Genomic DNA, 11,784 nt, shown 5'->3' on the forward strand with positions numbered 1-11,784 from the left:
CTGACACCACCATCTCCTTGCGCCTCAAGCTCAAGCGCGCCGGGTGGAACGATGCCTTTCTTTTTGAGCTCCTCGGCCACATGCGATAGCCCTGCCCTCTAGGGGAGGGTGAAGCATCGCGCTTCTTCAATCTCTACTTCGCCGCTTCGGCGCTCGCCATCACCGGGCGCACCGGATCGCCCTCGCGCAGCAGCGCGCCGGCGCGGGCGACGACGACGTCGCCATCGTTGAGTCCGTCGCGGACCTCGATATTGCCGCCCGCCATCAATCCGATCTCGACGCGCTTGGTCTCGACGCGATTGCGGCGGATCACCTGCACCACGGTGCCGGCCGAGGAATATTGCACGGCCGTCAGCGGCACCGCGACGTTGCAGCTCTGCCCGGTCTTGATCAGCGCGCGGCCGCTCGCATTCAGCAACAGGCGCTTCTGCGAGGAGATGCCGATATAGACCATGCCCTGCTGGATGTTCGGCTCAACGGTCGGTCCGATGCGGCGAATCTTGCCATCGATGTCGCCGGCGCCGGCAATGCGCACGGTGGCCTGCTGGTTGACGGCGAGCTTGCGCATGTCGGTGGTCGCGACCATGCCGACCAGATCGTATTCGCTGCGCGCCACGATCGTGAACAGGGCCTCGCCTTTGGCCGAGGCGAAATTGCCGATCTGCGCGGTCGACGTGGCGATCACGCCCGCCACCGGCGCGGTGACCTGAAGCGTGCCGCCTTCCGGCAGCGCCAGCCGCGCCAGCACCTGGCCGGCGGTGGTGGTCTGGCCGGCTTCCGCCAGCACCTCGGTCACTTTCAGGCCCGGACGTTCGGGCCGCACCGACGTTTCCTCGCGCGCAATGATCGTGCCGGTGGCTTCGACGATGTCGGAGAAGCAGGATTTCGCGACCTTCAGCACCGTGACTGCTGGCCCCTTGGGGGCATCGTCCTCGGCGGCTCCGGCCGGATATTGGCCGAGAGCGAACACTCCGGCGATGGCTGCGGGAAACAGGCTTCGGGCAACGGCACGGGGCAAATGACGCATCGAAAATTCCATGGGGTTCAAGCCCTTCAATCGATAGCAGATGGCAACGGGCCGGACTACGGCAGCGTTGTCCCACGGCGGGACGCCACGCCTGCGCGGGCCGCCGCGGCAAGTCCTTGATTAGTCGCGGGATTGGCGATCAGGTTCGCTCCCGCCGGATGGGGCAGGTCGCAGTGCAGGACCGGCCGTCAGCTCCGGCGATCGCCGACCGTCATGCCGGTGGAGCGGTCGAGCAGATGATCGTCGCCAAGCCGATACTGCACGTTCAAGCCGGTCCGGGGGCACTTGAAGACGATCTGACGGTCCATGCCCGGTGATATGAGGCAGGCTGCGCGAAACTACCGATGTTAGCGCAGGCCGGCCGCGCCTCCCTCACGGCAGGCTCAGAAACTCCACCCAGTTCGGCTTCTTGCCGGTGGGATAGGATTTCAGCTTGGCGAGCGCGCCGCTGCTCTGGTCGATCGCATAGACCGTCATGCCGTCGGAGAGTTCGCCGACCGCGGCGAGATAGCGCCCCGAGGGATCGACGTTGAAGCCGCGCGGCTGCTTCTCGGTCGGCACGCTGCCGATCGTGGTCAGCTTGCCGCTTGTTGCATCGACCTTGTAGGCGGTGAGCGTGTTCGTGGTGCGCTCTGAGGCGTAGAGGAAGCGCCCGTCCGGCGTGATGTGGATGTCGGCAGCCCAAGGCTTTCCGTTGAAGCCCTCGGGCAGCGCGGTGGTGCGCTGGGTCTCGGTCCAGGCGCCGTTCTTGGCCTCATAACTGAACGCCGCGACGTCGCCGTTCAGCTCGTGAATGAGATAGACGAACTTGCCGTTGGGGTGGAACACGAAGTGCCGCGGTCCCGATTTTTCCGGCACCTTGTGGGCAGGTGGATCGCTCGGCGTCAGCGTGCCGGTCGTGGCGTCGAACGCAAAGCTCAGCACCTGATCGGAGCCGAGATTGGTCGCGAACACGAAGCGATTGTCGGGCGAGGGCAGGAAGGCATGCGCGTTCAGCCCGGTCGGGATTATCTGCTTCGGCTCGCCGGCGACGCCGTTTGCGCCAAGCGGATTGAGCGCGACCTTGTTGCCGCCATAGGAGGCGCTGAACAGGAATTTGCCGCTGCGATCGACGGCGATATGGGCCATGCTGTCCGCGAGCGGCCCGTTGCCCACATGACTGAGGCGGCCCGTCTTGGGATCGATCGCGAAGCTCACCGCAAGGTATGGCTGCGAGCGGATTCCGGCGATCAGCACGCGCTTGTCAGGCGTGATCGCCAGCGGCGTCGAGGAGCCCGGCTTTTCGATGCCGGTAAAAGCGGCCGTCTGCACCGGCGTCATCTCGCCGCTCTCGGCCATCTTGAACACGCTGACGTCGTTGCTGTCGGCGTCGCCGACATAGGCGAAGGTCTCGGCCATGCCGGCACGGACTCCAGGAATGAGGGCGAGAAAGGCGAGGGTGGTGGCGATCGCAGCGCGCGGCAGGCGCCGCGCGATACGTCGGGTCGGTCTCAACATGGTCTCCTCCTCAAAGCCGGTGCGGCATTGTCGTTTTGCCGTTGAGGATAGCGGGAGGCGCGCCGTCACACCAAATTCCAGTTGGGATTGATCGATGCCGAAATTGTATCGGTGGCTCAGGATGGCTACCGCACCGCCGCCGTCACGCTGCGGGAGGGCAAATGCGGGCCGGGCGGGCGATTCGGCGGCCCGAGCACGGTCCATACGGTGACCGCAAGCAGCCCGCAGGTCAGGATGGTCCAGGCGATCAGTCGTCTCCGCATCAGCCCTAATCCATCGGTCGAAATCGCGATGCCCCCGGGGCAACGATCGTGCACCGCAAACCGCGGCGATCCTATGACCTCGTTCACAGGCGAACCAATGCCGCCCCAGCGCATTGAAGCATTATGCCCCGTGAAAACGATCTCGAAGGCGAGCCCGACATGGGCGGCAAGCATGGCGGCCAGAAAGGCCAGCCCAAGCTGCCGCCGCGTCCGCTTGAGGGCGAGCGCGACGAGGACGTCGTGGCAAAGCGCCACACCGGTCAAACCGGTCGCAGCTCCCCGCCGACCAAACAAAAATAGCGCCGCATGCGCACCGGGAACGGCAGCCTCGCCTTGCCGTTATCCTGATCCCCGGGCGGAGGAGATCGAAACGGAGGCTGGCACGTGTTTTGGATCTATTGGGACACCGCCTGGTCGCTGATCATCAGCGGCATCATGTTCGCCACCATCGTCGCCCATCCCGACGCCGAGATCGCCGAAGTCCGTGCCGCAAAAGGCCTGATGTGAGCTTTCGTCCCTCCGCGACGTCATCCTGCATGCTGCGCGAAAAAGCCCGATGAGATCGGGATGTGATCGTCACTGCGCGTCCATTCATCTTCGAGCATGATGCTGACACCGGCGCACACTCGCTTTCGGAACACGCTTCGTCATTCTCGCTCCCTGATCGAGTCCAGCTTCAAATCAATCGTCGGCACTTGTACGGACCGGTGCGTTCTATGGCTGCGCGGACATCGCGGATGGAGCGGCCGTAATGAGCGCGCCGCTAAGCCGCCGCGGCCTGTGCCGACAAGAGCTGCTTCAGTTTCGCCGCCGGCACGGCCGGGCTGAACAGCCAGCCCTGCATCTGGCTGCATCCGAGCTGACGCAGCACCTCGCGCTGGGCCTCGGTCTCGACGCCTTCGGCCGTCGTCGCCATGTGCCGCGCGGCGGCCATGTGCACCACCGCCTGCACGATCGGGGAGGAATCATCAGGCTCGCCGATGTCGCTGATGAAGCTGCGGTCGATCTTGATCTTGTCGAACGGGAAGCGGTGCAGATAGCTCAGTGACGAATAGCCGGTGCCGAAATCGTCGAGCGCGATGCGCACGCCGAGCTCGCGCAGCTGCTGGAGGATCGTCAGCGCCTCCTCGTCGTCGCGGATCAGCACGGTCTCGGTGATCTCAAGCTCGAGCCGTCCCGGTGCCAGCCCCGATTCCGCGAGCGCCGCGGCGATCTTGAGCGCCAGCGTCCGCGATCGGAACTGCACCGGCGAGACATTCACCGCGATGTGGATCTGGCCGGGCCAGCTCGCGGCCTCGGTACAGGCCTGCTTCAGCACCCATTCGCCGATCTCGCTGATCAGGCCGGTGTCTTCGGCGACCGGGATGAAGTCCGCCGGCGAAACCATGCCGCGCTCGGGATGGCGCCAGCGCAGCAGCGCCTCGCAGCCGGTGACGACATTGGCCGCGAGATCGACCAGCGGCTGGTAGTGCACCTCGAACTCGCCGCGCGCAAGCGCCTGGCGCAGATCGAGCTCGAGCTGCCGGCGCTGCCGCGCCTTGGCGTCGTATTCGGGCGAGAAGATGCGAAAGGTGCGGCGCCCTTCCGACTTCGCCGCATACATCGCAAGATCGGCGCGCTTGAGCAGGTCGTCGATATTGTCGCCGTGATCGGGCGCGATCGCGATGCCGATGCTGGCGTCGGTCGGGATTTCCTGGCCCTTGCAATTGACGGGCGCTCGCAGCGCATTCAAGATCGTTTCCGCCAACGCGGCCAGCTGAGCCTGATCGTTGGTGCCGGCCTTGATGATCGCGAATTCGTCGCCGCCGAGCCGTGCGACCATGTCGTTGCCGCTGACGCAGGCGCGCAGGCGGCTTGCGACCTGGCGCAGCAGCTCGTCGCCGACCTCATGTCCCAGCGAATCGTTGACGCCCTTGAACTCGTCGACATCGATATAGAGGATCGCGAACGGCTTGCCCTGGCCGAGCTCGGCGACGCGGCGCTCCAGATGGCCGCGCATCAGCACGCGGTTGGGCAGGTCGGTCAGCGCGTCGTAATGCGCCATATGCGCAATGCGCTCGTCGGCGCGGATGCGCTCGGTGACGTCGTCATGGGTCGCGAGCCAGCCGCCGGCCGCGCCCGGCTGGTTCTTGATCTCGATCAGGCGGCCGTCGGCGGTCTCGACGATGGCGCTCTGGGTGCGCCCGATATGGCTCAGGATATCGTCGCAATAGGACTCAACGTCGCCGTGGAACGAGCCGGTGTGGTGGCGATGCCGGATCACGTCGCGGAAATGGACGCCTGGCTTCACCACGTCGGCGGATAGCGCGTACATTTCGATATAGCGCCGGTTGCAGACGATCAGCCGCTCGTCCTGATCGAACATCAACAGGCCCTGCGTCATGGTGTTCATCGCGGTGTCGAGTCGTTGCTTCTCCAGCGAGAGCCGGTGCGTCACCTGGCGGAAGATCAGATAGAGCGTCAGCACGAGCAGGCCGATCGACAGCACGGCCACCATGACGAAGAATTTCGTCTGCGTGCGCCAGGTGGCCAGCGTTGCATCCAGCGACTTGGTCGCGACCACGACCAGCGGCTCACCGGTGAGGAGGCGCGCGGCGACGATGCGGTCCTTGCCGTCGATCGGGCTTGCGAGCTGGGTGGTGACGAAGGTGCGCTCGAACACCGCCATCTGCTCGGGCGTGCCCTTGCGGAAGTTCTGCCCGATCATGTCATCGACATGCGGGATGCGTGCGAGCAGCTGGCCGTTCTGGTGGTGCATCGCAATCGAGGATTCCTCGCCGAGCCCGGTCGAGGCGAAGAAGGATTCGAGCTGCTCCGGCGCGATCGCGCGCGAGACCAGCCCAAGGAATTCGCCGTGCGGGCCGGAGACGCGCCGCGCGAACACGATCGCCGGCCCGTTGCCGAGCCGGCCCCGTACGATCTCGATCTCTTCCTGCGCGGCCGGATCGTTCTTGAGGCGATTGAAATAGCCGCGGTCGGCCACCGAAATCGCGGCAACCGGCCAGCGCCGCGATGAATTGATCAGCACACCCTCGGAATCGAACACATTGGCGCCGGCGACGTCAGACCAGCCGCTGGCCTTTGCGCGCAGCACCTCGTGCACGGCGAGCGTGCCCATCTCGCTGCGAAAGACCTCAGCGGATTCGATGCCATGACTTTCGAGCTCGGCGATGATGCTCTTCTGGAGCACCGCAAAGTCCTCGAACTCACGGTCGAAATGCCGGGCGAGCATGCGGACGGAGTTTTGCAGGCTCTCGCGGCCGCTCTCGATTGCATTCTGCCGAAAGCGGTCGACGGTGAGCGCGGTGCCGACGGCGGTCGCGGCCATCAGCACGAAGCCGCCGACGATCAGCCATGTCAGCGGTGCCCCGCGCCAACGGCGCAGCAACGCGCGCATCCGCGCGGTCGATCCAATCGATGTGCCCATCCAGCCCTCCCGTGGAACGCAAGATGCAGCAAAACCGCCAAGACCCCGTTACCAGCGAGGGTTAGGGAAGGATGAATTGGAACGCGCGGGCTGGCGCGGTTCATCCGGGGCGCGCCTGAACGGAGGCTTGTCATCCCAATGATCGTCTTGCTGCCGCAGCCAAATCGGCGCAATTTGCCGCGTCCGCTGATTTGCGACCCAGGTTCTGACTAAGGTTCATTTTCGATGATCACCGCATCCAAGGCCTTCATTGCATTCTGTCTGCTCGCGGTGGGCGGTACCGCGGTGGTGATCGGCCCCACCGACCTGCGTCGCCTGCTGCTGACGGGCGAGGCGAAGACCGAAGTCGCCGCCAAGCCGGAGGCAAAGGTCGAACCCAGACCGGAACTCAAACAGGATCCCAAGTCGGAAGAGCCGAAGCTTGCCGCCAGCGCGCCGGCCGCAACCGTCTCGCCGGTGCCCGAGCCGAAGGTGGGTGCGTTGGCCGAGACGCAGAAACAGGTCGCGGCGCTGGCCGATCTCGCGCCGGTCAAGCCGCCGGCGGCTGCGACCGATGCGGGCCCCCGTTTCGACGTTGCGCGGATCGACGATCATGGCGAAGCCGCGGTGATCGCCGGCCGGGCCACACCGGGTGCGAAGGTCGAGCTCTTGCGCGACGGCAAGCCGCTCGATTCGGTCGTGGCCGATGCGTCGGGGCAGTTCGTGATGACCCCGCCGCAGCTTCCTGCCGGTTCCTATGAGCTGACCCTGCGGGCGAAATCGACCGACGGGACCGTCACGCAATCCGCCCGCTCCATGCCGGTGACGATCGCCGAAGCCGCGCCGCCGCCCGCGCGCCCGGTACCGGCCGCGCGGCAGGAAGCGAAGCAAGAAGCGAAACAAGCGCCGAACCAGGCCGAGAAACCCGACGACAGGCCTGAAGTCGTGGCCTCCTTGCCCTCGGCGGCGCCACGCCTGGCCTCGGCACCCGACGGGCCCGCGGCTCGGCCCAGATTGACTGGCGCGCCGAAGCCGAAGGTCATGGCCCGCGCACCGGCGGCGACCGCAGTGGCATCGGCTTCGCCGGCGGACGCACTCAATGGTGCACCGGCGGAAGCGGGTGGCAGCCGCGTGATCTCCCGCGGCGATAGCCTGTGGGCGCTCAGCCGGCTTGCCTATGGTGACGGCGCCCGCTACGCCGTGATCTTCAACGCCAACCGCAGCAAGATCCATAATCCCAATTTGATCTATCCCGGCCAGACCGTCGTGATGCCGCCAAAGGCGCAGTGAGGCGGTTTTTCTTCTTTCTCTCTTCTCTGCGGCCATCTTTCGAGACGCCCCCTCAGGCGGGCCCTCAGGATGAGGACGATGAGCGCGGCAGCAGTTTCAACAGGCACCGATGCTGCCTAGCCTCATCCTGAGGAGACCGCGGAGCGGTCGTCTCGAAGGACGAGGCGTGCCCTCAGGCCCGGCCAAGCGCCATATGCGCGATAGTCCTGACGCAAGCGGGGAGCTGCCGCGACGCTTTGCCCGGTGCCGCTCCGGAACAATCGGTTCCCCCAGGCGTCATTGTGATGCGACGCAGTGCGCGCTTGGCGCTGGGAGGAGGCCGAGGTGGTCGGGTCAGCTTTCGTGTCCGGACGCATGGGACTGGGGTTGGCGGGCGCTGCCCTCATGTGTGTGGCAGTGCTGCTGCCTGACAAGGCCGAGGCCCAGTTCGGATTGCGCGGCGGTCCGCTCGGCGTTGCACGTTTTGCCGTCGGCCACATGATCGGCATGTCGCGCTTGCGCCATGCCCGCATGGCGGTGCGCGGTGGCCGATACCGTTCGGCCGCGCTGAGGTCGCAGGATCCCCGCGGCGCCGAGCGCGGCCAGCCTGCCAACCCTTACGTCCTGCGTGCGGCGCTCACGGCGCAGGCTGCGCTGTCGGGCTGGCAGGGCGGTCGCCGTCCGCAGGGATGGTGGCGCCATCCCGACGGCAGCTATGGCTGGGTCGGCCCGGTGTTCTGGCCGTTCGCGCATGATGATCTCACCACCGCGATCATCTTCGGCGACACCACCAGCCTCTCGCTCTATGGCTATGGCGACATCTATGCGGCGATCTTCGCGCCCTACGTCGCCACCGAACTTGCCGCCTACATCGCGCCGCAAGGCCGGCGCGCTCGGCGAATTCCGTCCGCGGAGACTCTTTGCGAAGCCAGCGACGCCGGCGGTCTCCCCGTCGAGCGGGTCACCGCCGCCGTGGCGCCGAACGAATCGCAGCGCACCGCGCTCGACGAGCTCGCATCCGCCTGGGCCGCTGCGCGCGACACCATCCGTGCCGCCTGCCCGACGCAGGCCCCGGCCACGGCCGCCGAGCGCCTCGGCCTGATGAGTGAGCGGCTCCAGGCCATGATCAAGGCCATTGACGCGGTCGCGCCGCCGCTTTCGAAATTCGTCGGTCTCCTCAATGACGACCAGAAGGCAAGACTCAATGCGCTCGCCAATGAGCGTCGCGCCGCGCTTGCCGCGGCTCTGCCCAAGGACGCGCAGGCGGCCGCCGCCTGCAAGCCGGACTATGATCCTCGCTATGACGAAAAGGCGCAGCGCCAATACGAGCAGCTCGTGCAGCAGCAATGGCCCGTTGCCGAGATTGCTTCCACGCTCAAGCTCGACGAGATCGCCCGCGCCCGCCTTGACGTGCTCCAGGACACCACTCTGCGCACCGTGGAGACACTGAGCGCCTGCCCGGCGGAGGCCGCCGCGACACCGCAGGCCCGCCTCGCCGCCGTGAAGGCGCGGCTGGAGACAATGCTGCAAGCGGTCGGCGGCGTCAGCGATGCACTCGACGATTTCGAGGCGGATCTGAGCGACGAGCAGAAGGCCGGCTTCGAGGCGATCGGGCCGAAGCGGGGGGCGTGAGCGCAGAAGGGATGTGGTTCGCGGGAGGGTCGGAGAGATGATGTCTTTCTCCCAGTGTTTTGCCCGACGTGTCAAACCACGCCACCACCCGCGCGAGGCCCTCGTAAGTCATTGATCTTGCAGCCCCCGCCTACTGTGCATGGGGTTGTTTTCGCACTTTTGTCTTGGCTACCCTCGCCGCCGCACCGCGGCCGCATCCACCACGTTCTCCACCTCCTCGCGCCAGGACAAGATTTCCATCGCGAGCACGGGGTGATTGAAGCCCTTGAGATGGAGATCGTCGAGGGCGCGGGCTTCGACCCACGGTTCGACCATGCCGTAGACGCGGCGGCTCACCACGATCTGGTTGGGCTTAGCCTCGCCGCAGAGGCGGGAGGCGAGGTTGGTGACGCTGCCGATCGCGGCATATTCCAGCCGCTGCTCAAAGCCGACTTGGCCGAGCGTCGCATAGCCGAGCGCAATGCCGATGCCGAAGCCGAGGCTATGGCCGCGGTTGCGCCAGCGCTCGGTCAGCGGGCCGATCGTGTCGCGCATCTCCACCGCCATCTTCACGGCGCGCTTCGTGTGGTCCTCGAATTGAATCGGCGCATTGAACAGGATCATGACACCGTCGCCGGCATATTTGTCGAGCGTGCCCTCATACTTGAAGATCAGCTTGCCGAGCGCGGCGTGATATTCGCGCAGCACGTTCATCGCCTCTTCCGGCTCGGTTGCTTCCGTGAACGCGGTGAAGCCGCGCAGGTCGCAGAACACCACGGTCACCTCGCGGCGCTGGCTGGTGAGCAGCCCCTCAGGGCTGTCCGAGGAGGCGATCAGCTGGGCGACCTGCGGCGCCAGGAAACGCTCGAGCTTGCGGATGCGCTCGATCTCGCCGAGCTGGGTCTTGACCCGAGCCTCCAGCGACTTGTTCCAGTCCTTGAGCTGCTCGGTCTGCTCGCGCAGCTTGTCGGCCTGGGCGCGCACGGTCTCGTTCGCCGCCTCCAGCGCGCGGCTCTTGTGATCGACCTCGGTGAACAGCCGCGCATTGCGCATCGCCAGCACCGCCTGGTTGGCAAAGGTGCGCATCAGGCCGATGATGCTGGGGGCGAATTCGCCGCTGGAACGGCGCAGCACGACCAGCGAACCGAGCGTGCCCTGCTGGTCGACCAGCGGCACCACCAGCACCGAATGGAAGCCGGCATTGACGGCGACGTCGCGCAACGGCTGCTCGAAAGCATGGTCGAGATCGGCCAGCGCAATCGGCTCGCCGGTCATCGCCGCATCGCTCAGGATGTTCTCGCCCTCGTCGATGGTGAGGTGGGCACCGTCGGCCGATTTGCCGATGCCATTGGCCTCGACCAGGCTGAAGCGGCGCTCATCCGCGTCATAGCCGTAGATCAGCACGGCATCGGCACGGGTGATCTCGATCGCGCGGGCGGCGATCGTCGGCAGCACGGCATCGAGATCGAGCGAGGAGGCGACCGCGCGGCCGACCTCTTCCAGCACCTTGAGCTCGTGGATCGACTGCGCGAGATCACGGGTGCGCTCCTCGACCTTGGTCTCCAGGTTCGAATAGGTCTCCTGGATCTGATCGGCCATGCGGTTGAACTGGCTTGCGAGGTCTTCCAGCTCGTCCGAGGTGCGCACATCGATGCGATGACTGAAATCCCCCTCGCCGAGCTTGTGGGCGCCGTCGCGCAGCGCCGTGATCGGGATGATCATGCGGCGGGCGAGCAGCGTGCCGGCGAGGATCGCGACCATCAGGCCCATGCCGATCAGGAGCGCGATGCGCACGAGCTGGTCGCGGATCGGCATCAAGGCCTGCGTGGCCGGCTGCTCGAACAATACGCTCCAGCCGAGCTTCGGCACCGTGCTCGCGGCGCTCATCACCGCATGGCCGTTGAAGTCGGTGCCCGACGTGTCCGGCTCGCCGCCGGGCGCGATCGCGGCCGCGACCTGCGGCAGCTTCGACAGATCCTTGCCGACATCGGGTCCTCTAGAGGACGTCGCCAGCACGCGGCCACGCGGGTCGACCACATAGGCAAAGGCGGCCTTGCCGACCTGGGCGTCGGACAGGAGCTCGGAGAGGAAGCTGAGATCGATCTCGGCGACAGTGACGCCGGCGTTGAAGCCGGAATGCGCCACCGAGATCGACATGTAAGGGGTTCGGTCGGCGAACCAGGCCGGCGCGTAGCTGACGCCGCGGGCGACGGTGTCGGTGAAGCGCATGTCGCGGGAGAGGTCGGCATTGCTCCCCGTCGTGGTCGACTGGCGCGAGACGCGCAGCACCTCGCGGCCCTCGCCGTTGAGCTGGAACAGTTGGCTGACGACCGAGACCTGGTGCAGGAGCGACGCGTAGTCGGCACGGCGCTTCTCGAGCGTATCCTGGCTCGCCCGCGTCACCCAGCTGATCTGGCGCTCGAGCTCCGAGATCGACTGCTCGACCCGCCGGGCAGCGCCTTGCGCCTTGTCCTCCAACCCGTCGATCAGCGACGTCCTGGTGGCGCGGTAGGAGATCCAGGTCTCCATCGCGCCGTTGACGGCGAGCACGAACACGACGAGGCCGACGAGGGAGACAACGTATTTGGCGAACAGGCCCTCGCGTAAAAACCGTGTCTTGTCGTTCGCTCCTGCCATCCCGATCCTCTCGCGCCGCCATTGACGCTGCGCGCTACGGGCCGCACCGGCCCTGGCAGCCTTCTACCACAATT

Annotated in this window: 9 protein-coding genes; 4 read left to right on the forward strand and 5 right to left on the reverse strand. The window is 66.3% G+C overall.

Features of this window, described 5'->3' with window-relative positions:
* Nucleotides 1–133: 133 nt before the first annotated feature.
* The 3 genes from IVA92_RS07575 to IVA92_RS07585 all read right to left on the reverse strand — a co-directional run bounded on the left by IVA92_RS07575 (nt 134) and on the right by IVA92_RS07585 (nt 2,787).
* Complete coding sequence (locus IVA92_RS07575) at nt 134–1,027, reverse strand: HlyD family efflux transporter periplasmic adaptor subunit (RefSeq protein WP_247278646.1); 894 nt, start codon at nt 1,025–1,027, stop codon at nt 134–136.
* Nucleotides 1,028–1,399: 372 nt separating this feature from the next.
* Nucleotides 1,400–2,524, reverse strand: coding sequence for a lactonase family protein (locus tag IVA92_RS07580; protein WP_247278647.1), 1,125 nt, complete (start codon nt 2,522–2,524; stop codon nt 1,400–1,402).
* A gap of 125 nt (nt 2,525–2,649) precedes the next feature.
* Entirely contained in the window at nt 2,650–2,787 is a 138-nt protein-coding gene (locus IVA92_RS07585; protein WP_247278648.1) for a hypothetical protein, read from the reverse strand.
* A 123-nt stretch (nt 2,788–2,910) separates the two neighbouring features.
* On the opposite strand from IVA92_RS07585, the gene IVA92_RS07590 reads away from it, so the two are divergent.
* Nucleotides 2,911–3,087, forward strand: a complete 177-nt coding sequence (locus IVA92_RS07590; RefSeq protein ID WP_247278649.1) for a hypothetical protein — start codon at nt 2,911–2,913, stop codon at nt 3,085–3,087.
* A gap of 84 nt (nt 3,088–3,171) precedes the next feature.
* Nucleotides 3,172–3,294, forward strand: coding sequence for a hypothetical protein (locus tag IVA92_RS35730; protein WP_346015472.1), 123 nt, complete (start codon nt 3,172–3,174; stop codon nt 3,292–3,294).
* 256 nt (nt 3,295–3,550) lie between these two features.
* Here IVA92_RS35730 and IVA92_RS07595 read toward each other — a convergent pair whose 3' ends face one another.
* The gene (locus tag IVA92_RS07595; RefSeq protein WP_247278650.1) at nt 3,551–6,214 is read right to left on the reverse strand and encodes an EAL domain-containing protein; all 2,664 of its coding nucleotides are present in this window, start codon (nt 6,212–6,214) and stop codon (nt 3,551–3,553) included.
* Nucleotides 6,215–6,439: 225 nt separating this feature from the next.
* Here IVA92_RS07595 and IVA92_RS07600 point away from each other — a divergent pair, with 225 nt between their 5' ends.
* Nucleotides 6,440–7,483: a LysM peptidoglycan-binding domain-containing protein gene (locus IVA92_RS07600; protein WP_247278651.1), complete on the forward strand. Its 1,044-nt coding sequence runs from the start codon at nt 6,440–6,442 to the stop codon at nt 7,481–7,483.
* A 384-nt stretch (nt 7,484–7,867) separates the two neighbouring features.
* On the forward strand, nt 7,868–9,094 hold the full coding sequence (locus IVA92_RS07605; protein WP_247278652.1) for a Spy/CpxP family protein refolding chaperone: 1,227 nt from the start codon (nt 7,868–7,870) through the stop codon (nt 9,092–9,094).
* A 168-nt stretch (nt 9,095–9,262) separates the two neighbouring features.
* On the opposite strand, the gene IVA92_RS07610 is transcribed toward IVA92_RS07605, so the two are convergent.
* The gene (locus IVA92_RS07610; protein ID WP_247278653.1) at nt 9,263–11,710 is read right to left on the reverse strand and encodes an adenylate/guanylate cyclase domain-containing protein; all 2,448 of its coding nucleotides are present in this window, start codon (nt 11,708–11,710) and stop codon (nt 9,263–9,265) included.
* Nucleotides 11,711–11,784: the final 74 nt, after the last annotated feature.

This window comes from Bradyrhizobium sp. 154 (assembly GCF_023073875.1).
GTDB lineage: Bacteria > Pseudomonadota > Alphaproteobacteria > Rhizobiales > Xanthobacteraceae > Bradyrhizobium.

Bases quoted from the DNA above. Each gene is read 5' to 3' on its own strand.
- IVA92_RS07590 (WP_247278649.1), top strand. From the start codon at position 2,911: ATGCCCCGTGAAAACGATCTCGAAGGCGAGCCCGACATGGGCGGCAAG.
- IVA92_RS07575 (WP_247278646.1), bottom strand. From the start codon at position 1,027: ATGCGTCATTTGCCCCGTGCCGTTGCCCGAAGCCTGTTTCCCGCAGCC.
- IVA92_RS07600 (WP_247278651.1), top strand. From the start codon at position 6,440: ATGATCACCGCATCCAAGGCCTTCATTGCATTCTGTCTGCTCGCGGTG.
- IVA92_RS07595 (WP_247278650.1), bottom strand. From the start codon at position 6,214: ATGGGCACATCGATTGGATCGACCGCGCGGATGCGCGCGTTGCTGCGC.
- IVA92_RS07585 (WP_247278648.1), bottom strand. From the start codon at position 2,787: ATGCGGAGACGACTGATCGCCTGGACCATCCTGACCTGCGGGCTGCTT.
- IVA92_RS07605 (WP_247278652.1), top strand. From the start codon at position 7,868: ATGTGTGTGGCAGTGCTGCTGCCTGACAAGGCCGAGGCCCAGTTCGGA.
- IVA92_RS07580 (WP_247278647.1), bottom strand. From the start codon at position 2,524: ATGTTGAGACCGACCCGACGTATCGCGCGGCGCCTGCCGCGCGCTGCG.
- IVA92_RS07610 (WP_247278653.1), bottom strand. From the start codon at position 11,710: ATGGCAGGAGCGAACGACAAGACACGGTTTTTACGCGAGGGCCTGTTC.